24 protein-coding genes are annotated in these 21,696 nt (G+C 64.1%); 13 read left to right on the top strand and 11 right to left on the bottom strand.

The annotated features are described in order from the left end of the window. Window positions 1-40 precede the first annotated feature (40 nt). The 3 genes from B6V76_RS10160 (at window position 41) to B6V76_RS19930 (ending at window position 3,135) form a co-directional block, all read left to right on the top strand. Entirely contained in the window at window positions 41-1,930 is a 1,890-nt protein-coding gene (locus B6V76_RS10160; RefSeq protein WP_088727353.1) for an acyl-CoA synthetase, read from the top strand. A 191-nt stretch (window positions 1,931-2,121) separates the two neighbouring features. Further along, window positions 2,122-2,871 (top strand): VPLPA-CTERM sorting domain-containing protein, encoded by a 750-nt coding sequence (locus B6V76_RS10155; protein WP_075774022.1) that lies wholly within the window; start codon window positions 2,122-2,124, stop codon window positions 2,869-2,871. A 123-nt stretch (window positions 2,872-2,994) separates the two neighbouring features. Further along, window positions 2,995-3,135: a hypothetical protein gene (locus tag B6V76_RS19930; protein WP_157771605.1), complete on the top strand. Its 141-nt coding sequence runs from the start codon at window positions 2,995-2,997 to the stop codon at window positions 3,133-3,135. Window positions 3,136-3,237: 102 nt separating this feature from the next. Here the strand turns inward: B6V76_RS19930 and B6V76_RS10150 are convergent, their stop codons facing one another. Together B6V76_RS10150 and ettA are read right to left on the bottom strand one after the other, a co-directional pair. Beyond that, window positions 3,238-4,047 (bottom strand): division plane positioning ATPase MipZ, encoded by an 810-nt coding sequence (locus tag B6V76_RS10150; RefSeq protein ID WP_075774023.1) that lies wholly within the window; start codon window positions 4,045-4,047, stop codon window positions 3,238-3,240. 594 nt (window positions 4,048-4,641) lie between these two features. Next, entirely contained in the window at window positions 4,642-6,297 is a 1,656-nt protein-coding gene (gene ettA, locus B6V76_RS10145; RefSeq protein ID WP_075774024.1) for an energy-dependent translational throttle protein EttA, read from the bottom strand. A 282-nt stretch (window positions 6,298-6,579) separates the two neighbouring features. Between ettA and B6V76_RS10140 the strand changes: the two genes are divergently transcribed. The 3 genes from B6V76_RS10140 to B6V76_RS10130 all read left to right on the top strand — a co-directional run bounded on the left by B6V76_RS10140 (window position 6,580) and on the right by B6V76_RS10130 (window position 8,613). Then, on the top strand, window positions 6,580-6,912 hold the full coding sequence (locus tag B6V76_RS10140) for a hypothetical protein (RefSeq protein WP_075774025.1): 333 nt from the start codon (window positions 6,580-6,582) through the stop codon (window positions 6,910-6,912). A 275-nt stretch (window positions 6,913-7,187) separates the two neighbouring features. Further along, complete coding sequence (locus tag B6V76_RS10135; RefSeq protein ID WP_075774026.1) at window positions 7,188-7,739, top strand: hypothetical protein; 552 nt, start codon at window positions 7,188-7,190, stop codon at window positions 7,737-7,739. A 112-nt stretch (window positions 7,740-7,851) separates the two neighbouring features. Beyond that, the gene (locus tag B6V76_RS10130) at window positions 7,852-8,613 is read left to right on the top strand and encodes an ion channel (protein WP_088727352.1); all 762 of its coding nucleotides are present in this window, start codon (window positions 7,852-7,854) and stop codon (window positions 8,611-8,613) included. Between the two features lie 5 nt (window positions 8,614-8,618). On the opposite strand, the gene B6V76_RS10125 is transcribed toward B6V76_RS10130, so the two are convergent. The 3 genes from B6V76_RS10125 to B6V76_RS10115 all read right to left on the bottom strand — a co-directional run bounded on the left by B6V76_RS10125 (window position 8,619) and on the right by B6V76_RS10115 (window position 11,224). Further along, complete coding sequence (locus B6V76_RS10125; protein WP_088727351.1) at window positions 8,619-9,089, bottom strand: CAP domain-containing protein; 471 nt, start codon at window positions 9,087-9,089, stop codon at window positions 8,619-8,621. After that, window positions 9,086-10,471 carry a 30S ribosomal protein S12 methylthiotransferase RimO gene (gene rimO / locus B6V76_RS10120; RefSeq protein WP_088727350.1) on the bottom strand — a complete coding sequence of 462 codons (1,386 nt, stop codon included), beginning with the start codon at window positions 10,469-10,471 and terminating at the stop codon, window positions 9,086-9,088. Before rimO ends, B6V76_RS10125 begins: the two co-directional genes overlap by 4 nt. A 150-nt stretch (window positions 10,472-10,621) precedes the next feature. Next, window positions 10,622-11,224: a GcrA family cell cycle regulator gene (locus B6V76_RS10115; protein ID WP_088727349.1), complete on the bottom strand. Its 603-nt coding sequence runs from the start codon at window positions 11,222-11,224 to the stop codon at window positions 10,622-10,624. 220 nt (window positions 11,225-11,444) lie between these two features. Here B6V76_RS10115 and B6V76_RS10110 point away from each other — a divergent pair, with 220 nt between their 5' ends. Next, complete coding sequence (locus B6V76_RS10110) at window positions 11,445-12,239, top strand: ABC transporter permease (protein WP_088727348.1); 795 nt, start codon at window positions 11,445-11,447, stop codon at window positions 12,237-12,239. Between the two features lie 20 nt (window positions 12,240-12,259). On the opposite strand, the gene trpA is transcribed toward B6V76_RS10110, so the two are convergent. Together trpA and B6V76_RS10100 are read right to left on the bottom strand one after the other, a co-directional pair. Further along, the gene (gene trpA, locus B6V76_RS10105; protein ID WP_088722332.1) at window positions 12,260-13,051 is read right to left on the bottom strand and encodes a tryptophan synthase subunit alpha; all 792 of its coding nucleotides are present in this window, start codon (window positions 13,049-13,051) and stop codon (window positions 12,260-12,262) included. A gap of 116 nt (window positions 13,052-13,167) precedes the next feature. Then, window positions 13,168-13,584: a VOC family protein gene (locus B6V76_RS10100; protein ID WP_088727347.1), complete on the bottom strand. Its 417-nt coding sequence runs from the start codon at window positions 13,582-13,584 to the stop codon at window positions 13,168-13,170. Window positions 13,585-13,699: 115 nt separating this feature from the next. Here B6V76_RS10100 and ychF point away from each other — a divergent pair, with 115 nt between their 5' ends. Continuing rightward, entirely contained in the window at window positions 13,700-14,797 is a 1,098-nt protein-coding gene (gene ychF / locus B6V76_RS10095; RefSeq protein ID WP_075774034.1) for a redox-regulated ATPase YchF, read from the top strand. A 16-nt stretch (window positions 14,798-14,813) separates the two neighbouring features. Here the strand turns inward: ychF and B6V76_RS10090 are convergent, their stop codons facing one another. Beyond that, window positions 14,814-15,302 (bottom strand): cupin domain-containing protein, encoded by a 489-nt coding sequence (locus B6V76_RS10090; RefSeq protein ID WP_088719579.1) that lies wholly within the window; start codon window positions 15,300-15,302, stop codon window positions 14,814-14,816. A gap of 53 nt (window positions 15,303-15,355) precedes the next feature. Further along, complete coding sequence (locus tag B6V76_RS10085) at window positions 15,356-16,978, bottom strand: acyl-CoA dehydrogenase family protein (RefSeq protein WP_088727346.1); 1,623 nt, start codon at window positions 16,976-16,978, stop codon at window positions 15,356-15,358. Between the two features lie 120 nt (window positions 16,979-17,098). Between B6V76_RS10085 and msrB the strand changes: the two genes are divergently transcribed. The 5 genes from msrB (at window position 17,099) to B6V76_RS10060 (ending at window position 20,418) form a co-directional block, all read left to right on the top strand. After that, window positions 17,099-17,539 carry a peptide-methionine (R)-S-oxide reductase MsrB gene (msrB, locus tag B6V76_RS10080; protein ID WP_075774037.1) on the top strand — a complete coding sequence of 147 codons (441 nt, stop codon included), beginning with the start codon at window positions 17,099-17,101 and terminating at the stop codon, window positions 17,537-17,539. 80 nt (window positions 17,540-17,619) lie between these two features. Beyond that, entirely contained in the window at window positions 17,620-18,666 is a 1,047-nt protein-coding gene (locus B6V76_RS10075; protein ID WP_075774038.1) for an aldo/keto reductase, read from the top strand. Further along, window positions 18,666-19,016 carry a hypothetical protein gene (locus B6V76_RS10070; protein WP_075774039.1) on the top strand — a complete coding sequence of 117 codons (351 nt, stop codon included), beginning with the start codon at window positions 18,666-18,668 and terminating at the stop codon, window positions 19,014-19,016. Before B6V76_RS10075 ends, B6V76_RS10070 begins: the two co-directional genes overlap by 1 nt. Beyond that, window positions 19,004-19,519, top strand: a complete 516-nt coding sequence (locus B6V76_RS10065; protein ID WP_088727345.1) for a lipocalin family protein — start codon at window positions 19,004-19,006, stop codon at window positions 19,517-19,519. Before B6V76_RS10070 ends, B6V76_RS10065 begins: the two co-directional genes overlap by 13 nt. After that, window positions 19,516-20,418, top strand: coding sequence for a DMT family transporter (locus tag B6V76_RS10060; RefSeq protein WP_240497836.1), 903 nt, complete (start codon window positions 19,516-19,518; stop codon window positions 20,416-20,418). The genes B6V76_RS10065 and B6V76_RS10060 overlap by 4 nt, the downstream gene beginning before the upstream one ends. Here the strand turns inward: B6V76_RS10060 and B6V76_RS10055 are convergent. After that, complete coding sequence (locus B6V76_RS10055) at window positions 20,415-21,122, bottom strand: NUDIX hydrolase (protein WP_088727344.1); 708 nt, start codon at window positions 21,120-21,122, stop codon at window positions 20,415-20,417. The genes B6V76_RS10060 and B6V76_RS10055 overlap by 4 nt on opposite strands. Further along, window positions 21,115-21,516: a DUF983 domain-containing protein gene (locus B6V76_RS10050; protein ID WP_075774041.1), complete on the bottom strand. Its 402-nt coding sequence runs from the start codon at window positions 21,514-21,516 to the stop codon at window positions 21,115-21,117. Before B6V76_RS10050 ends, B6V76_RS10055 begins: the two co-directional genes overlap by 8 nt. Window positions 21,517-21,696: the final 180 nt, after the last annotated feature.

Genomic DNA, 21,696 nt, shown 5'->3' with positions numbered 1-21,696 from the left:
CCCGTCAGTGGAGGATCGCGGCGGCCCCGGGAGGAGAATAATGCAGAAATTCGCGACAGTTGCCGACCGTGATGCGGTCGAGGCCGAGAAACCCTGGGAGGCGCGCAACCGCCCCGAAACGCTTTACGGTTTTCTCAGCGAGACCGCCAAGGCCCATGGCGATCGTCCGGCCCTGTCATTCCAGATCATGTCCGGCCCGACCGACAAGGCGGAGACGCTGACATGGTCGCAACTGCACGGCAAGGTCACGCAGGCCGCGAACCTGCTGCGCCATCTGGGCGTCGGGCCGACCGACACGGTGGCCTATCTGCTTCCGAATTCGCTGGAGACCGCGACGGTGCTGCTTGCGGGGGCCACGGCCGGGATCGTGAACCCGATCAACCCGCTTCTCGAGCCCGAGCAGATCGGCGCGATCCTGCGCGAAACCAAGGCGAAGGTTCTCGTCACCCTGAAGGCGTTCCCGAAGACGGACGTGGCGCAGAAGGCGGCTGAAGCCGTGCGGCTTGCGCCGAATGTCGAGGCTGTGCTCGAAGTCGATCTCAACCGCTACCTCTCGCCGCCGAAAAGCTGGATCGTGCCCTTCGTGCGTCCCAAGACCGAGGTGAAGCACAACGCGAAGGTGATGAGCTTCAACGGCGAAGCCGCGAAGATGCCCGGTGACAGGCTGATGTTTGACAACCCCAACGAGGATCGCGTCGCGGCCTATTTCCACACTGGCGGCACCACCGGCATGCCCAAGGTCGCGCAGCACAAATATTCCGGCATGATCTACAATGGCTGGCTCGGTGGTCGGCTCCTGTTCAAGCAGGACGACGTGATGATGTGCCCGCTGCCGCTGTTCCATGTCTTCGCGGCCTATCCGATCCTGATGTCGGCCATCGCCTCGGGCGCGCATGTCATTTTCCCGACCCCTGCGGGCTATCGCGGGGAGGGGGTGTTCGACAATTTCTGGAAGCTGATCGAGCGCTGGCAGGTGACCTTCCTCATCACCGTGCCCACTGCGGTCTCGGCGATGGTGCAGCGCAAGGTCGATGCCGATATCTCCTCGCTGCGGACCGCGCTCTCGGGCTCTGCGCCGCTGCCGATCGAGCTTTACAACCGCTTCAAGGCGGCGACCGGGGTCGAGATCGCGGAAGGCTACGGCCTCACCGAAGCGACTTGCCTGGTGTCGGTCAATCCGGTGGACGGGATGAAGAAGGTGGGCTCCGTCGGGATTCCGATGCCCTATACCCATGTGCGCATCCTCAAGAAGCGCAACGGCACGTTCGACGAATGCGGACGTGACGAGGTCGGCGAGATCTGCGTCGCCAATCCGGGCGTCTTCGAGGGCTCGACCTATACCGAGCCGGACAAGAACCACGATCTGTTCGCCGAGGAGCGTTTCCTGCGTACTGGCGATCTGGGCCGCATCGACGAGGATGGCTATCTCTGGATCACGGGCCGCGCGAAGGATCTGATCATCCGGGGCGGGCACAATCTCGACCCGGCAGAGATCGAGGACGCGCTGCTGAGCCACCCGGCCGTCGCTTTCGCGGGCGCGATCGGCCAGCCGGACAGTTTCGCGGGCGAGCTGCCCTGCGCCTATGTCGAGTTGGTGGCGGATGCCGAAGTCACCAACGAGGAGCTGATGGAACACGCGAAAGCGAATATCCACGAGCGCGCCGCGATCCCCAAATACCTGGAGGTGATGGACGAGTTGCCGAAGACGGCGGTGGGCAAGATCTTCAAGCCCGACCTACGCAAGAAGGCGATCATGCGGGTGCTCAATGGCGAGCTGGAAAACGCCGGCATCAACGCGCATGTGATCTCGGTCACAGAGGACAAGAAACGCGGTCTGGTGGCGCATGTCGCGACCACTGGCGACTGCGATCAGGACGCGCTGGCCCATAAGCTGGGCGAGTTTACCGTGCCGTGGGACTGGGCACAGTAAGCGCCCCTTCAGATCGCTGCCACCCATTGCGCCGCCCTCAGGGGCGGCGCTTCGATTATGGAGACATCGTGGCGGTGCATCGCGAAATTGCCCCGGACCGGCCCAAGTAGGTTCCGATTTCAATGGTTAAAGAAAGTTAAAGAAGCCGCATTCGCAAGGACGGATCGGCACCATTGAGATCGAGTGTAACGATGTTCCGGATTACCATTGCCCGTTTCGTGAAACGCGCCCTTGCCCTCTTTGTGGCGAGCGTTCTGTACAGTTCCGCCGCGCAGGCGGTGACCGTGGACCTGATCACGAACGGTGATTTCGAGACCGGTAACCTCTCGGGCTGGAGCACATCGAGCACCGCCTTCGCCGATGACTTCCAGATCAATAACGGGCGGTTCAACCCGCGCGGGCCGACGCGGCGCGTCGATCCGATTTCGGGCAATTACGACGTGATGAACGAGCAGACCGGCTACGGTGTATCGACGTTGACGCAATTCTTCGCGGTGCCCGATCAGGTGATCAGCGCCAGCTTCAACTTCACCTATCAGATCGTGAACCATTACCTCTTGGGCTACGATGACCCGAACCAGCAGTTCCGCGTGAGCCTGATCGACAACGCGGGGGCGGTGATCTCGCAGATTTTCGCGACGCAGCCGGGCGATGCGACGACACAGGGTGCGACGGCGCTGAGCTACGACCTGACCAGCTACCTGCAGGCCGGGGTGGGCTCGACGCTGGGAATCCAGTTCGATGTCGAGACGAATTACTACTATATGAACGCCTCGCTGGACGAGATCGCGATGATGGTCGAGACGCCCGCGACGGTGCCGCTGCCCGCCTCGGTCTGGATGATGCTGGCTGGGCTGGGGCTTTTCGTGGGGCTTGGCTGGCTCGGTCGCCGGCGCGCGCGCGACCCGGTCGCAAATTGCGACAGCTTTGCCGCCGCGTAATAGGCCGTGAAAGCGTCCCGACAACGCCACCGACATATCCACAGCCCGCCACGTAAGCGCCTCAATTGAGCGGAAATCTGAAAGGGTGACGCCAGAACGGCGTCGATGCAAAGGAGACACGGAATGAGCCGCCTGATTGCCCTTTTCAGCTTCTTCAAGCGTCGGGAGGACCGTATCGAAGTGAGGATGAAGGCCCTTGGCGCGATGCCCGCGCCCCGCCGCAGCCGCGTCTCGCCCTTCGCCGAGATGCCGAAGCCTCAGTAAGAGCCGCGCGCCTTAGTGCAAGACCAGTGCCAGTGACGAAACGCCCGAGGGTCATTCCCAGCGGGCGTTTGTTTTTTCCGCTTTTCGCGCCGGGAGAGGGCCTCAGAAGTCGACCGCGACGCCGGGCAAGTCCAGCTCCTTCATCAGGTCGCGCACTTCCTGACGGGCCGCCACGTTGGAGATGTTGAGGCTCTCGACGCCGAGGTCCTTCAGGTCCAGAAGCGTCAGCCCGCGCGGGAACAGCTCGCGGAAGATCACCCGTTCGGAGAAGCCGGGCGAGACGCGGAACCCGATGCGCTTCGAGAGCTGTTCGAGCGCCGCGCCCACCTTGCGCTTGTTGTGCATCTGCTGGGCGCCCACGCGGTTGCGCAGCACGATCCAGTCGATCGGCTTCAACCCCGCCTTCGCGCGCAGCTGCCGCGCCGACCAGACCATCTCGGAATAGATCGAGGGGCCGATCACCTTCGACGTCACCGGATCGATCCGCGCCAGCAGGTCGAAATCTATGAAACTGTCATTGAGCGGCGTGACCAGCGTATCGGCCAGGGAATGCGCGACCTGAGACAGCCGCGTATGCGAGCCGGGGCAGTCGATCAGGATGAAATCGCAGGACGGCTCCATCTCGGCCACGGCAGTCGACAGACGGTGGTCATAGGGGTTCTCCCCCGGGCCCAGCGTCGAGGCGTCCACCTCGGGCAGCTCGCGATAATCGGGGCAGGGCAGGTCGAGCCCCTCGCGATCCATATAGGCCAGCCGGTTCTCGATATAGCGCCCGAAGCTGCGCTGCCGCAGATCGAGATCGAGCGCCCCGACTTTCCATCCCATCCGCGCCAAGGCGGTCGCCACATGCATCGAGGTGGTGGACTTCCCCGACCCACCCTTTTCGTTGCCCATCACGATGATATGCGCCAAGTCCCGTCCCCGCTTTGTCTTGTGTCTTGTCCCTTACCAGACACTATAGATGGCAATAGGGAACTGGGAAAGGTGGCGCGCGAGGGGCGAGGTGAGATGGGGCTGGTGTGTGTGGTTTTGGTTGGGGGAGGATGTCGCAATCAGGCGGCCGAGGCCGCCTGACGCTTACACCAGAAGTGCGATGATAGTCAGGACGAGAGAGATAGTGCCAACGATATCGGCGTATGACACTCGTCCTTCTATTTTGAATGAAAATCGCATTGGGGAGTTCCCTAGAGCGATGCCCATCCGGATGAGCGTTAAATTACGCTCAGTATTTCTATACCGCCCCAATTCCGGCGGTTCGGTTCGCCCTATGATCACTTAGGCCAACCTCGTCGATCGCTCCCCGTTCAGATTATTCTGAGCATTCCGCTGAGAGTTCTGTCGGACGACCTTAGCAGGTTCCCGCTAGGGCCCCTACACAGCCCCGCTAAAGGCTAACCAAGACAGGCGTCCACATCGTGTGCGCCACGGGATTGGGTGCCACTAGGTTTAGACGGAAAATTGATTCGCGCAAGAACAAAGAGTGATCTTGCGCGAACCGCCATTCGCTTACCGGCTGAACTTCTTGTACTTCACCCGCTTCGGCTCGACCGCATCGGGGCCGAGGCGACGGATCTTGTCTTCCTCGTAATCCTCGAAGTTGCCCTCGAAGAATTCCACATGGGCGTCGCCCTCGAAGGCGAGGATGTGGGTGCAGAGGCGGTCGAGGAAGAAGCGGTCGTGCGAGATGATGATCGCGTTGCCGGCGAAGTCTTCGATCGCGGCTTCCAGCGCCTGCAGGGTTTCGACGTCCAGATCGTTGGTCGGTTCGTCGAGCAGCAGCACGTTGCCGCCCTCTTTCAGCAGCTTGGCCATGTGGACGCGGTTGCGCTCACCACCCGAGAGGAGACCCACCTTCTTCTGCTGGTCGCCGCCCTTGAAGTTGAACGCGCCGCAATAGGCACGGCTGTTGACCTGCGCGTCGCCCAGTTCGATGAGTTCGGCCCCGCCGGAGATTTCCTCCCAGACGGTCTTGTTCGCATCCAGCGCGTCGCGCGACTGGTCGACATAGGCGAGCTTGACGGTCTCGCCGAGGGTGATCTCGCCGGTGTCGGGCTTGTCCTGACCGGTGATCATGCGGAACAGCGTGGATTTACCGGCGCCGTTCGGGCCGATCACGCCGACGATGGCGCCCGGCGGGATCGAGAAGGACAGATCCTCGATCAGTTGCTTGTCGCCGTAATGTTTCGAGATGCCCTCGACCTCGATCACCTTGCCGCCCAGACGCGGGCCGTTCGGGATGATGATCTGGGCCTTGCCGACGCGCTCGCGCTCGGACTGGTCCGCCATCTTTTCATAGGCCGAGATACGCGCCTTGGACTTCGCCTGACGGGCTTTCGCGCCGGCGCGGATCCACTGAAGTTCCTTCTCGAGGACTTTCTGCTTGGCCTTGTCTTCGCGGGCTTCCTGCTCGAGGCGCTTGGCTTTCTGCTCCAGCCATGCGGAGTAGTTGCCCTCGTAAGGGATGCCGCGGCCGCGCTCGAGTTCGAGGATCCACGAGGTGATGTCGTCGAGGAAGTAACGGTCGTGCGTGACGCAGAGGATCGTGCCCTTGTATTCGATCAGGTGCTTTTGCAGCCAGGCGATGGTTTCCGCGTCGAGGTGGTTGGTCGGTTCGTCCAAGAGCAGCATGTCGGGCGCTTCGAGCAGCAGCTTGCACAGCGCGACCCGGCGGCGCTCACCGCCCGAGAGGGTTTCGACGTCGGCGTCGTCCGGCGGGCAGCGCAGGGCCTCCATCGCGACGTCGACCTGGCTGTCGAGATCCCACAGGTTCTCCGAGTCGATCTCGTCCTGCAGCTGGGCCATCTCCTCGGCGGTCTCGTCCGAGTAGTTCATCGCCAGCTCGTTGAAACGCTCCAGCTTGGCCTTCTTGGCGGCCACGCCTTCCATGACGTTGCCGCGCACGTTCAGCGCCGGGTCCAGATCAGGCTCCTGCGGGAGGTAACCGACTTTCGCGCCTTTCGCGGCCCAGGCCTCGCCCGAGAAATCCTTGTCGATGCCGGCCATGATGCGCAGCAGCGTGGACTTACCCGCGCCGTTTACGCCCACGACGCCGATCTTCACGCCGGGAAGGAAATTCAGGCGGATGTTTTCGAAGCATTTTTTGCCACCCGGATAGGTCTTCGAGACACCATCCATGTGATAGACATATTGATAGGACGCCATAGTCGACCTCGTATGGAATAAGGGGTTTGGGCGCCTTCTATGCGGAAAGCCGGGATAGGGAAAGGGGGCGTGGCGGGAGCCTACGGGCGAGCCCGCGGCTTCTGTCGCGGAACTGTCAATTTTCAAGGTGCGCATATGCGCAGAACTGTGTTTGAAATCGCAAGTTTCCTGCGAATACGAACGGTCCTAGATCAGCGTCATCGCCGAGGGCACAGACGCTTCCCCCTGTCGCTTCGCTCTCGGTGAGAAGAACAACATGCGTATTCGTATAGGAGAGTAACCATGAAAACGCTTATCACGACTTCCGTCCTTGCCCTCGCGCTGAGCACGTCGCTGGCTGCTGCCGGCGGTGACGGCTACGGCTCCATCGCGCCCTCGATGTCGCAAAGCTCGTCGGCCAGCAAAGGCTCGGCTGTTGGCGAAGTGACCCCCGGCAAGGCCCAGATCGCGGCCCAACTCGGTCTGAACCCGGCCGAATACACCACCGCCGAGCTGTTCCGCATCCAGAACGCGCTGCGCAACGGCAATCGCGACGAGGCGAAATACGTCATCAACCACACCAACCGTCAGCCGGTCGACGTGGCGCCGCAGCCCGTGATGGGCCGTGACGCGTAAGGTCGACGCAGTGTTCTGACCGAAAACGGCTCCCTCGCGGGGGCCGTTTCTATTTGTGCGAACGTGTCATTTTCTTTCGATAAAATTGGTTTTCACATATATTCCAAATACTTCACGGCGTCTGGAACGGGCGAGAGTTCCCTGTGTATATGTGTCTGAGTGAACATGGGAGCGGGCCGAAACGGCCTTTTGTGCGATGATTGGGTTCATAAGTCGGGGTCATCGGCGCCAGACGGTGCCGCGGAAAATCAACCTGCTGATGAAAGGATTTCATCATGACCCGCAATCTTCTGACTACCGCTATCGCAGCGCTCGCCCTCACCGCAGGCTCCGCCGGACTCGCTTCGGCCGCCACGACCTATAACGGGCCTGACAATAATTCGGACCTGGGTGTCATCGCGCCTTCGATGACGCCGCAAACCCAAGGGTCATCGATGGTCGTCAACGCGACCAATCAGGGCAGAGCGCAAGTTGCCGCAGAGTTGCAAACCTTTGCCGGTCTCAACAATGTCGATCCCACGCAATATTCGGTGGGCGAGTTGCAGAAAATGCTCCACGCAGCGCGCAAGGGCGATACTGCCAAGCTGGCCTACTACCGCAGCCACGCGGACCGGCATCCGGGCGGTCCCGGCCTCGGCAAGACCACGCCGGGCAAGACCCAGATGGCTTCGCAGCTTGGGCTCAACCCCGACAACTACACCGTTGCCCAGCTTCAGCGCATCCAGCATGACGTGCAGCGCGGCAACTATGGCGACGCCCATTTCATCGTGACCCAAGGCGCTTCGTCGCAACCCACGACGATGCACTTCGCGCCGAAGGCTTCCTGACCTGACATCGCCTGACTTGACGAAAGGGGCGGTCCTTCGGGGCCGCCTTTTTCATGCGCTTTGACAGGGCGGTCAAAGCCTGTATCCCTGAGCGAGACCTATGGGAGAGAACATGCTCGAAACGCTAAGGCATTATTACGAGGGCGAGAGCCACCGGGCGCATGTCTTCCGCTACGGGCTTCTGATTTTCGACCTCTTGACGATCGTCTTCGTCATCGTGACCTCGTTCTTTCCGCATTCCAGCACCATAGGCGCGATCGATGCCGTGATCGGCGTCGTGATCGTGGCGGATTTCCTCGCCCGTTACGCGATCTCGGGCGAGAAGGTGCGGTTCTGGACCCGCGCGCCGACCTGGGCGGACCTGATCGCGATCGGCTCCTTCCTTGCGCCGATCGCGGGGCAGGGGTTGGGCTTTCTGCGAATCCTGCGGACGCTGCGGCTGTTGCACACCTACCAATTGCTCGCCCGGCTGCGGGCGGATTTCTCTCTATTCCGGCACCACGAAGAGATTATCGTCGCGGCGATCAACCTTCTGGTTTTCCTCTTCGTCATGACCGGGCTGATCTATTCGACGCAGGTGCGGATCAACCCGGAGATCAAAAATTACGCCGACGCGCTCTATTTCACCGTCACCACGCTGACGACGACGGGCTTCGGCGACATCACCCCCAAGGGCGAATGGGGGCGGATGATCTCGGTCGCGATCATGATCTTCGGGGTGACGCTTTTCCTGCGGCTCGCTCAGGTTCTGTTCCGGCCAATGAAGGTACGTCACGAATGCCCGACCTGCGGGCTGAAACTGCACGATGCCGATGCGGTCCATTGCAAGCATTGCGGCGAGGTCATCCATATCGACACCGAAGGGATAACCTGAGCGCCTCAGCAGGGCTTGGCGAGCACCATCACGTACCACGGGCCCTGGCCGTCGCGCTTGGGGACGACCGCCACGCCGATCCGCGTCACGCCGCGTAGCAGGATGTTGCGGCGATGGCCGGACGACTTCATCCAGGCGTCGAAGGTCTCGCCCGCATCGCGTTGGCCCATCGCAACATTCTCGGCGATCAGGCAGGCGTGAAAACCCGCGCGCTCCGCGCGCGTGAGCGGGGTCGACCCGTCGGAGCCCGTGTGGGCAAAGAAGCCGCGCCGGGCCATGTCGCAGCCCTGTGCCGCGGCTGCCTGTGTCAATTGAGGGTCCATCGCGAGCGCGTTGAGGCCCTGCGCCTGTCGCTGTTGCGAGGTTGCCTGCGCGATCTCTCGCCCCTGCGCGGCATCGATGGCGCACTCGCCAGCCTGCGCCGCGAGCGGGAGCAGGCCGAGAAGCAAGGCGGACAGGGCGAAAATGCGGATCAAACGAGTCGTCCCCAGAGATCGTATTCCGAGGCCTCGTCGACCTCGACCGTCACGATATCACCGGGGCTGAGATTCTCGAAATCCTCATCGATGAAGAGGTTGCCGTCGATCTCGGGAGCATCCGCCTTGGTGCGGCAAGTGGCGCCTTCCGCATCGACCGCATCCACGATCACCTGCTGCACGGAGCCGACCTTGGCCTGCAGCTTCGCCTCGGAAATCGCCTGCGCCTTCTCCATGAAGCGGTTCCAGCGATCCTGCTTGACCTCGTCGGGCACATGATCTGGAAGGCTGTTCGAGCGCGCGCCCTCGACATTCTCGTACTGGAAGCAGCCGACGCGATCGAGCTTCGCCTCGTCCATCCAGTCGAGCAAGTACTGGAACTCCTCCTCGGTCTCGCCGGGATAGCCGACGATGAAGGTCGAGCGCAGCGTGATATCCGGGCAAGCCGCGCGCCATGCCGCGATCTCATCGAGCGTCTTGGCCGAGGCCGCGGGCCGCGCCATCCGTTTGAGCACGTCCGGATGGGCGTGCTGGAACGGGATGTCGAGGTAAGGCAGCACGCCGCCACCGTTCTCCTGTGCTTCCGCCATCAGCGGGATCAGATTGCGCACATGCGGGTAGGGATAGACGTAATGCAGCCGCACCCATGCGCCGAGCGACCCCAGATCGCGGGCGAGATCGGTGATATGCGCGCGGTGGCCCCGCTCTTCGGCATGTTTGATATCGACGCCGTAAGCGGAGGTGTCCTGCGAGATCACCAGCAATTCGCGCACGCCCGCACCGACCAGCTTCTCGGCCTCGCGGACGATCGCATGGGCCGGACGACTGACGAGGCGGCCGCGCATGTCAGGGATGATGCAGAACTTGCACTTGTGGTTACAGCCCTCGGAAATCTTGAGGTAGCTGTAATGGCGCGGCGTCAGCTTCACGCCCGCGGCGGGCAGGAGGTCGACGAAGGGATCGGGATCGGGCGGCACGGCCGCATGGACCGCGTCGAGAACCTGCTCGTATTGATGCGGCCCGGTCACTGCGAGCACGGACGGGTGCGTGCCGGTGATATATTCGGGCTCGGCACCGAGGCAGCCAGTTACGATGACCCGACCGTTCTCGTTCAGCGCCTCGCCGATCGCCTCGAGGCTTTCCGCCTTGGCGCTGTCGAGAAAACCGCAGGTGTTCACGATGACAGCATCCGCGCCCGCGTAATCGGGCGAGATCGCGTAGCCCTCGGCGCGCAGTCGCGTCAGGATGCGTTCGCTGTCGACCAGCGCTTTCGGACAGCCAAGCGAGACCATCCCGATCAGCGGCTGACCGGGGCGGGGGGCATCCGTGATGCGCGCGCGGGGCGCGAGATCGGGACGCAGGTTCGGAGGGTTCGTGCTCATGGCGCGCGATATAGCCTTTGCAGGGCGCCCCGAAAAGCCCCTCGCATCGAGGCAGCGTCGGTTGGGGCGGCGGGATTGCGGCGTGCGTGACCGGTTCAAAAGAAAAGGGCGCCTCGCGGGGCGCCCTTCGATATCACGGGGGAAGCGGCCTCAGCGGCGACGGTCGCGGCGCGAACTCATCGGCTGGAAGGCGACGCCGACATGGGCCTCGCAATAAGGCTTACCGGATTGGCTCGGCAGGCCGCAGAACCAGAATTCCTCGGTCGCAGGGTCGCCGATCGGCCATTTGCAAGTGCGCTCGGTCAGTTCCATCAGGCCAAGCTTCTTGGCGTGTTTCTCGACCTCGCCGACCTTGGCCAGCGCGGCCGGGTCGATCTCGTTGGCCGACGGCTGCGGCGGCAGCGGCTGGCCGGCGGGGATGATCGCCTTGCGTGCGGGCGCGGCCGACGGGGCTGCGGCCTGAGCGGGCGCGGGGCTCGCCGGTTTCGCGGCAGGTTTGGGGTCCGGCGCCTCGGCCGTGGGCTGCGCGGCGGGCTTCTCGGGTTTCGCCTCGACCTTCTCGGGCTTGGCTTTCGGCTCGGGTTTCGCGGGCTCTGCTGCGCCGCCGGTGCGGTTTGACAGGCCGAGGCGATGCACCTTGCCGATCACCGCGTTGCGCGTCACACCGCCCAGCTCTTTCGCGATCTGGCTGGCCGATTGGCCTTCGGTCCACATCTTCTTGAGCAATTCGACGCGTTCATCGGTCCAGGACATGGGCATCCTTCCTTGGTTTCCTGCAAGTCCGTCTTGCAGGCCATTCCAGTTTCAATCCCTATTTTAGCGGGAGAGCGCAGAGATACAATCGCGGGGCCCGCTTTTCAAGGGCTACGAGGCGGTTCGGGCGCGTGCGCAAGCGGGAAACCGGCTGTGCGCTCGCTGCGTTGAGCTGCGGGCCGCGAGCGTGTAGGGAGCGGTCAACAACGGGAGTATCAGGATGTACGAGATCGGTGTGCGCCGTTTTGGCGCGGTAAACTGGATGGGCCTGCGGATGTTGGGCTGGCGCGAGATTCGCCGCTTTCTCGCGGTCTGGCAGCAGACGGTGTTGGCGCCGCTGATCACCGCCGGGCTGTTCCTGACCGTCTTCGCACTGGCCTTCGGGCGCAATCGGGCCGACGTGCTCGGCGTCGATTTTCTGCATTTCATTGCGCCGGGGATCCTGATGATGACGGTGATCCAAAACGCCTTTGCCAATACGTCCAGCTCGATCGTGATCGCGAAGGTGCAGGGCAATATCGTCGACACGCTGATGCCGCCGCTCGCGCCCTGGGAAATCCTCGTGGGTTATCTGACCGGGGCGGTAGCGCGCGCGCTGATCGTGGCGGTCGTGATCTGGATCGGGCTGTTTGTCGTGCTGGGGCAGGGTGTCGCACATCCGTTCTGGGCGCTGGCCGCAGTCGTCTTCGGCGCAGCCTTCCTTGGCGGGCTGGGCATTCTGGCGGCGGTGTTCGCCGACAAGTTCGACCAGATGGCGGCGATCACCAACTTCATCATCACGCCGCTGTCGTTCCTGTCGGGAACCTTCTACTCGGCCAAGGCGTTGCCGCCGGCCTTCCAGATCCTGACCCATTACAATCCGGTCTTCTACCTGATCGACATGGCCCGCTTCGGCTTCCTCGGTGTGTCCGATGCGTCACCGTGGCACGGTCTGGCGGTGATCGGCGTGGCGCTGATCGTGGTTCTGGGACTCGGCTGGTACTGGTTGCGCATTGGCTATCGCATGAAGCCCTGAGCCAGTCGCGGCGCGGCGACTTACGCCGAGTGCGCGCCGCCCGCGAGGCCTTTCACGAAGTCCAGAACCTCGGCCACCGGCTTGCCCTCGGCGATCTCTTTCACGATGGCCGAGCCCACGACGCAGCCATCGGCCACGCCCGCGATGGTCTTGGCCGCGTCGGGCGTCGTGATGCCGAAACCAACGATCACCGGCAGATCGGTCTTGGCCTTGATCCGTGCGACTTCCGGGCCGACCTCGGTCGCCTGCGCGGCCTGAGAGCCGGTAATCCCCGTCACCGAGACGTAATAGACGAAACCGGACGTGTTCTGCAGAACCTTGGGCAGGCGCTTGTCGTCGGTCGTCGGCGTCGCTAGGCGGATGAAGTTGATCCCGGCAGCCTGCGCGGGGATGCAAAGCTCCTCATCCTCTTCCGGCGGCAGGTCGACCACGATCAGCCCGTCGATGCCCGCGGCCTTCGCATCTTCGAGGAAGCGATCCACGCCGCGCGAATAGATCGGGTTGTAATAGCCCATCAGCACGATCGGCGTGGTGTCGTCGGTCTTGCGGAATTCCGCCGCCATGTCGAGCGTCTTCTGCAGCGTTTGCCCGCCGTCGAGCGCGCGCTGCCCGGCCAGCTGGATCGTCGGACCGTCGGCCATCGGATCGGTGAAGGGTACGCCCAGCTCGATGATGTCGACGCCTGCCGCCGGCAGGCCCTTCATCACCTCGAGCGAGGTCTCCAGATCCGGGTCGCCCGCCATGATATAAGAGACGAAGGCTTTCTTGCCCTCTTCCTTGAGGCTGGCGAATTTGGCGTCGATGCGAGTCATGGCGTCCCTCCGGCTGGTCCCGAAGCGGTTTGCGCGAAGAGGGCGGGAAAATCAATGCCTCGCGCGCGTGATCGAATGCCACGACGGCCCGCGCATACTGCGGCGACGGACCGCGCCTACATCTTCGAGGGGCCGTTGATCATCCACGCCGTTCCGAAACGGTCACGCAGCATTCCGAACCCGTCGGCCCAGAACGTGTCGTCGAAAGGCATCATGACCTCCTCGGCCCCATCCATCAGCCGCTCGAAGATCGCCTTCGCGGCCTCCCGGCTGTCCGAGACATGCGAGATCGAAACCGAGCTTTGCGGACGATCGCGACCCTCGGGCCAATCCGATGCCATCAGCGCGCCATCTCCGAGCTTGATCAGCGCATGCATGATCCGCGCCTTGCCGCTATCGCTCATGCCTTCGCTGGCCTCGGGCATGTCGCCATAACGCATGAGGAAGGGGGGCTCGGTGCCGAAGAGGTCGGCATAGAAACGCATCGCCTCTTCGCAGTTTCCTTGAAAGTGGATGTAGGGTTCGAAACTCATCGCGGTCACCTCCCTGAACACGAAGGCCAGCCTATCACGATTCCGGCCCTCGCGCGCGCTTGCACCGGGGGCGGCCAATGAATATGAAGCGCGCAGCCACAAACAGGAGGGCGAAATGGGTTTCAAGATGGGTATCGTGGGTCTGCCGAACGTGGGTAAATCCACCCTCTTCAACGCGCTGACCAAGACGGCGGCCGCGCAGGCGGCGAATTTTCCCTTCTGCACGATCGAACCGAATGTCGGCGAAGTGGCCGTTCCCGATGAGCGGATCGACACGCTGGCCCAGATTGCAGGCTCGAAAGAGATCATCCCGACCCGTATGACCTTCGTCGATATCGCCGGCCTCGTGAAAGGCGCCTCGAAAGGGGAGGGGCTGGGCAACCAGTTCCTCGCCAATATCCGCGAAGTCGATGCCATCGCCCATGTGCTGCGCTGCTTTGAAGATGGCGACGTGACCCATGTGGAAGGCCGCGTCGATCCGGTGGCCGATGCCGAGACCATCGAGACCGAACTGATGATCGCCGATCTCGAAAGCCTCGAGAAGCGTATTGCGAACCTCGCCCGCAAGGTGAAATCCGGCGACAAGGAAGCCAAGGAGGCGATGCGCCTTCTGGAGCAGGCGAAAGAGGCTCTGGAAGCCGGTCGCCCCGCGCGCACCGTCGAGGTGTCCGAGGACGACCGCAAAGCGTGGAACATGCTGCAGCTGCTGACCGCCAAGCCGGTTCTCTATGTCTGCAATGTCGAGGAAGGCTCCGCCGCGACCGGCAACTCGAAATCCGAAGCGGTCGCCAAGATGGCCGCCGAGCAGGGCGCGGGCACCGTGGTGATCTCGGCCAAGATCGAAGAGGAAATCTCGCAGCTCGACGCCGAGGAAGCGGAGATGTTCCTCGAAGAGATGGGTCTGGAAGAGGCCGGTCTCGACCGGCTGATCCGCGCGGGCTACGACCTGCTGGGCCTGCAGACCTATTTCACCGTCGGCCCGAAAGAGGCCCGCGCCTGGACGATCCGCAAGGGCACGCTGGCCCCGGCGGCGGCGGGCGTCATCCACGGCGATTTCGAACGCGGCTTCATCCGCGCCGAGACGGTCTCCTACGACGACTACGTCGCCAACAAGGGCGAGGCGGGCGCGAAAGAGGCCGGCAAGTTCCGCGTCGAGGGCAAGACCTACGAAGTCAAAGACGGCGACGTCCTGCACTTCCTGTTCAACGCGTGAACCTCGGCTGGGGGCGTCACTTCTTCGCCCCCGCCTTGACCTCCGTGATCGCGTCGACATCCACGATCTGCCACGGCATCCCCGCATTGCGGTAGAGCCGCTTGGCCTTGTCGGGATAGTCGCCCACGTCATGGGGTAGGCGCTGACCCATCACGAGCAGCCGCAACATTTCCGATCCGGTATTCTCGATCGTATGGGCCGCGCCGCCCGCGCGGTAGCCGATGAAATCGCCCGGCCCGATCGCGTGACGCTCTTCGCCGATCCGCGCGGTCGCCTCGCCGCTGAGCACGAAGATCGCCTCGTCCTCGTGGTGGTGGCGGTGAAACTCGGTGGTCTCGCAGCCGGGCTCCACCTCGATGATATGCACCCCGATCCCGGTCAGCCCCGTCGCATCGCCAAGGCTCTTGTTGATCCGCCGCGCATTCGGGTTGAGGAAATGCGTCTTCGCCAGCCCCTCCATCGCCGCGATCTCATCGGCCCGGATCAGATATCGGTCTTCGCTCATCGCGCCCCTCCTTCTCCTTGATCCAAATATCCCCGCCGGAGGCTTCCGCAGTCTCAGCCAGCGATCCGGTCCAGGATAGCAGAGACATCGCTGCCCGCCATCGCCCCCGTGGTCCGGCCTGCCTCGCCCGAAAGCCGCGTCGCGACGAAGGCGTCACTCACCGCAGCAGGTGCATTTCGGATCAACAGCGATGCGGTCAGGAGCAGCGCGAGCCGTTCCGCGAACCAGCGCGCCTCGGCCTCGGGTGGGAGCGCAGGCCAGCGGGCGAGGTGATCGGCCAGCGCCGCGTCATAGCGCGGATCGGTGCCGCGCGCCGCGTCCAGCTCCGCGCTCAGCATCTCCGCCGCCAGCGGCTCTTTCGCGAGGGTCCGCAGGATGTCGAGACAGATCACGTTGCCCGAGCCTTCCCAGATGCCGTTCAGCGGGGCCTCGCGGTAGAGCATCGGCATCGGCGTGTCCTCGACGTAGCCGATGCCGCCCAGCACCTCCATCGCCTCGTAGGTCACCACGGGGCAGCGTTTGTTGCCGTAATATTTCGCCAGCGCCACGCCGATCCGGGCGAAGGCGCGATCCTCGGGGCGGGCGCTGTCGAAGGCCTGCGCCACGCGCATCCCCAGCGTCAGCGCGCCTTCCCAATCCAGCGTCAGATCGGCCAGCACCGCGCGCATCAGCGGCTGGTCGATCAGGCGCCGTTGGAAGGCGGCGCGATGCGTCGCCCAGTGATGCGCCTCGGAGATCGCCGCGCGCATCAGCCCCGCAGGCGCGAGCGCGGTGTCGAGCCGGGTGTGATGCACCATCTCGATGATCGTGGCGACGCCCCTGCCTTCCTCGCCCAGAAGATGGGCCAACGCGCCCTCATATTCGATCTCGGAGGACGCGTTGGAGCGATTGCCCAGCTTGTCCTTTAGCCGCTGGATACGGATTGCGTTGCGCTCTCCCTCCAGCCAGCGCGGGACGAGGAAACAACTCAGTCCCTTGTCGGTCTGCGCCAGCGTCAGGAACCCGTCCGACATCGGCGCGGAGCAGAACCACTTGTGGCCGGTCAGCCGCCAATGCCCGTCCGCCGGCTCGGCGCGGGTGGTGTTCGCGCGCACGTCCGAGCCGCCCTGCTTCTCGGTCATCGCCATGCCGAGCGTCGCGCCGGTCTTCTCGCCCACCGGCAGCACGCGCGGGTCGTAGCTGCGCGCGGTCAGTTTCGGGCGCCAGATCGCGGCGATCTCGGGCGTGGCCTCGAGCGCGGGCACCGCGGCATAGGTCATCGTCATCGGACAGCAGCTGCCGGGCTCGACCTGGCTCGCGAGATAGACCATCGCGGCGTGGGTGGCGTGGCCGCCCTTCGCGCCTTCCCACGGCAGCGCGGCGTAGCCCGCGCCGATTCCAGCCTCCATGAAGCGATGATAGGCGGGGTGAAAGCGCACTTCGTCAAGCCGTCGTCCACCCATGTCGAACAACCGCAGCTCGGGCGGGTAGCGGTTCGCGTCGCGCCCGGCCTCGCGCATCTCGGTCGTGCCAAGGGTCCGGCCGTAATCCGACAGCGTATCTGTCTGACCGCCCGCCCGCGCGACGGCCTCGCGCAGAGGCGCATCCGCGCCGAACAAATCGACGTCGCCGCGCGCGGGCGGCTGGTTCTCGACGTGATGGGTGGGCAGATCGGCGCGGGGATCGGGCGTGGTCATGGCAAACTCCTCCTGATCCGGATGGTAGGCGCGCGCCGTAAAACATGCGAGTGAAACGCGGCGGCAGGGCTTTTCTCGCGGCCGCCGCCGCCTAGATCAGGCGCGAAAGGGAGACCCATCATGAGCAAATGGCAGAAATCCGACGACGCGATCGCGAAACTCACCCCCGAGCAATACCGCGTCACGCAACAAAACGGCACCGAGCGCCCCTTCACGGGCGAATATGACGACCACTCCGCCAAGGGCATCTATGTCGACGTGGTCTCGGGCGAGCCGCTTTTCGCCTCCTCGACCAAATACAACGCGGGCTGCGGCTGGCCGTCCTTCACCAAGCCCTTGATCGACGATCATGTCGTGGAGCTGACCGATACCAGCCACGGGATGACGCGCGTCGAGGTGCGCTCGAAACATGGCGACAGCCATCTGGGCCATGTGTTCCCCGACGGGCCGCGCGATCAGGGCGGTCTGCGCTACTGCATCAACTCCGCCTCGCTGCGCTTCGTGCCCTATGAAGACATGGAGGCCGAGGGCTACGCCGACTACCTGGATCGGGTCGAGTAACGAGCGGGTCAGGGGCCTTTACCTTCCCGCGGCCCGGTGGCAGGGTCCGCGCAACATCAAATGACAGAGGGGGCGCGGGAATGCGCAAGCTGGAACTTGGTCAAAGCGGGATCATGGTGTCCGAGATATGCCTCGGAACGATGACTTGGGGCAGCCAGAACACCGAGGCCGAGGGCCACGATCAGATCGACTTCGCGCTCGACCGCGGGATCAATTTCCTCGACACCGCGGAAATGTATCCGGTGAACCCGGTCAAGGCCGAGACCTTGGGCCGGACCGAGCAGATCGTGGGCACTTATCTGGCCAAGCGCGGCAAGCGCGACGATCTCGTGGTGGCGACGAAGATCACCGGCGAAGGCTCGCACGCGATCGAGGGAGGCCCGGTAATCAGCCCGACCCGGATCCGGCAGGCTGTGACGGACTCGCTGACCCGGCTGCAGACGGATTACATAGACCTCTACCAGTTCCACTGGCCCAATCGCGGCTCCTATCACTTCCGCAAGACGTGGCGCTTCGATCCGTCGAAGCAGCCCTCGAAGCAGGAGGTGCTCGACGATATGAGCGCCTGTCTGGAGACGCTCGAGGCGCTGCGCCAGGAAGGCAAGATCCGCGAATTCGGTCTGTCGAACGAGAGCGCCTGGGGCACCGCGCAATGGCTGGCACTGGCCGCGGCGGGTAAGGGGCCGCGCGTCGAGTCGATCCAGAACGAGTATTCGCTGATGTGCCGCTATTATGATCTCGATCTCGGCGAGCTCGGCCAACAGGAGAAGGTGACGCTGCTGGCCTATTCGCCGCTCGCGGCCGGTATCCTGACGGGGAAGTATTCCGGCGACGTGATCCCCGAGAATACCCGTCGGTCGCTGGTCAACAATCTCGGTGGGCGGGCCAATCCGCGCGCTTTCGAGATCGCGGACCGCTATGTGGCGCTCGCCAAGGAGTTCGACCTGCACCCGGTCACGATGGCGATCGCCTGGGTGATGAGCCGTCCCTTCCCGGTGATCCCGATCGTCGGCGCGACTTCGGTCGACCAGCTCAAACCTAACCTCGACGCGGAAGGGGTGGAACTGCCGAAGGAGCTGCTCGACAAGATCGCGGAGCTCCATAAGCACTACCCGATGCCCTATTGATGCGGGCGGCGTCGATCCTTCTGGGTGCTGCACTCGCCCTCGCGGCCTGCAAGCCTTTCGGCACCACGGACGGGGGCGATACGGCAGAGCAACTGCCGCTGGTCGGGCAGGAAAAGATCGATGCCGGTAAATTCGAATGCGTCGCGCGCGGCGGCAACTGGGTCGCGCGCGACGGGGCGTTCATCTGCGTGAAGATGACCTCCGATAGCGGCAAGAGCTGCCAGGCGGGCAGCGAATGCGAGGGCGAATGCCTCGCGCGCTCCAAGACCTGCGCTCCGGTAACACCGCTTCTGGGCTGTAACGACGTGATGAGCGAGGCGGGCTACCCGATGCAACTATGCGTGCAATGAGCTGGGCGAAGATCGCCGCGCTGGGCGGCATGCTCGCGCTGACCCTCGCGGGCTGTGGGCCTCAGCCGGAGACCGCCTCGCTCCGCAAGCCGGGGGCGCTGATCTCTTCGGCCTCGCTGTTCCATCCGCAGCGCTTCGCTGGCGAGTGGCATGTCGTCGAAAGCGGTATTCCGGGCTGCTCGGGCACGCAAAACTGGACGTGGGACGGCAAGAGCGCCTATCGCCTGCGCGGCACGAATTGCGCGATTACACCGGCTGCCGTCGACGAGACGGTCACGCTCACCGGACCGGGCGGGCGGCTTCTGGCGAAGGACGCGTTCGGCGGTGAGCCGATCTGGGTGCTCTGGGTCGATTTCGATTATCGGGTGGCTGTGCTCGGCACGCCGTCGGGCCGTTGGGGGATGATCCTGTCGCGGCAGCCCCCCCCTCGGCCCGATCTGATCAAGGCGGCCCACGACGTCATGGACTTCAACGGCTATGACATGACGCGGGTCGGTAAGTGACCGACGCGCCGGCGCATCTCTGGGTTTGGGTGACGCTGTTCGCAGCCGCCGTGCAGACCATCCGCTTCATGCTGCAAAAGCTGTTGGCGGGAGCGCAACTCTCGGTCGGCGGCGCGACGTTTTCACGCTTCCTGTTCGGCTTCCCGCTCGCGGCGGTGACGGCGCTGGGCTTTCTGGCGGCGACCGCCACGCCATGGCCGCATCTAAGTGGCCCTTTCTGGGGCTTCGTCATCGCGGGCGGCGCGGCGCAGGTGGCGGCGACCTTCCTGACGGTCGCGCTGTTCGGCTTGCGCAACTTCGCGGTGGGCGTGGCCTTCACCAAGACCGAGACGGTGCAGGTCGCGCTGTTCTCCGCGATCATCCTTGGCGAGTTCGTCGGACCCATCGGCTGGATCGGAATTGCGATCGGGCTGGCGGGGGTGCTGTTCCTGACCAAGCCGCCCGAAGGCGGCTTCAACCCGCGTGCGGCGCTTTACGGCATGGGGGCAGGGGCGCTGTTCGGCCTGTCCTCGATCTTCTATCGCGGCGCGACGCTGGAGCTTGAGCCGCTCGACTTCTTCGCTCGCGCCATCGTCGCGCTGGCCTGCGCGACCTTCGCGCAGTCAATCGGGATGGGGCTTTACCTGCGGCTGCGCGAGCCGGGCGAATTAACCCGCGTGTTCGGCGCGTGGCGGCGCACGGTGCTCGTGGGGATCACCGGCGTTCTGGGCTCGGCGGGCTGGTTCACTGCCTTCTCGCTGCAAAACGCGGCTTTCGTGCGCGCGCTGGGACAGGTGGAGATCGTCTTCACGCTGCTTGCCTCGGCGCTGGTCTTCCACGAGCGGCTTCACAAGCGCGAAGGGGCGGGCATCGCGCTCGTCGTGGTGTCGCTGATCGTGATTGTGCTGGCGGGGCGTTAGAGCCCGATCCGCCGGAACTCCGATCGCGATCCACGATTATCGAAGAACGGCACCGAATGCGGCGCGCCAAGCGCGTGATCGGTGGTGATCAGCGCCGCGATCTCGGCCAGCACGACTTCGGTGATGAACGGTAGGTTCAGCGCGCGCGCCTCCGGCAGGGGCACCCAATGCAGATGCGAGAGCTCGTCGCAGGCCCGCGAGAAATCGTCGAGATCGCCTTGGATTGCGTCCGCGTCGATGAGGAAAAACCGTGCATCGAAGCGGCGCGGACGGCCTGGCGGCGTGATCGCGCGGAACACGAAACGCAAATTGGCCGCCGAGGGCAGAAAGCCCAGATCGGCAAAGCCCTGCCAATCGTCCGGTACCGCGCCGGGCCAGTTGGTTCTCTCGCCCAGTACGAGCCCCGTCTCTTCCCACAGCTCGCGGAGGGCGGCGGCGGCGAGGGCCGCACCGATCCCTTCGGGCGCATCGGCCTCGAGCCGCGCATGATCGGGCGCGGGCAGCGGAGACGCGAAGGGCACCTCCCAATCGGTAGCGTCGAGCGCACCGCCCGGAAAGACGTATTTCGAAGGCATGAACGCGGCCCCAGCGCCGCGCTGACCCATTAGCACACGAGGAGCTGTCGTCCCGTCACGGCGCAGGACGATCACGCTCGCCGCATCGCGCAGCGCAGTTTTGTCCTCCGGGGGCTTGGTGTCAGTCATGAACGATCTCGCCCTCGCCGAAACCATGCATCCGGCGCGACCATTGGATGCCTACCAGCATCCCTTTCATCAACGGCAACAGGATTGCCGAGAGCACCATCGACCCGATGCCGAAAATCCAGATCATCTCCCACGGGCCGGGACGGAAAGCGATGAAATAGGCCGCCATCATCGGGATCGCGAGATGGCCCACGATCAGGATCGTCAGATAGGCCGGGCCGTCATCAGCGCGCTGGTGCGAGAGGTCTTCGCCGCAGGACGGGCAAGTGTCGCGCACCTTGAGATAGCTGTGCAAGATCCGCCCCTTGCCGCAGGCCGGACAGAGACAGCGCAGGCCTCGCCCGATCGAGCGGCCCAGCGGGCGGTCATCGTGATATTCGTCATGCGACTGCATTGCGCTCTCCCTTGTGGCGGTCTCTCTCCGCCCGTTTGCCGGGCAGTATGGCGGCAGCCGGAGCGGATGGAAAGTCCGGCGGGTCTATCACGGGTGTGTGAGATTCGCGACGGAATGCTGCGCCTGCCGCGTTGGGACAGACATCGACGGCGCGAGACGTGCCGTGGGAGCGAGAACAGG

The organism is Thioclava sp. IC9 (assembly GCF_002213225.1).
GTDB classification, from domain to species: Bacteria; Pseudomonadota; Alphaproteobacteria; order Rhodobacterales; family Rhodobacteraceae; genus Thioclava; species Thioclava nitratireducens.
The sequence above is the reverse complement of the archived record's forward strand: the minus strand, read 5'-3'. Positions and strand labels throughout refer to the sequence as shown.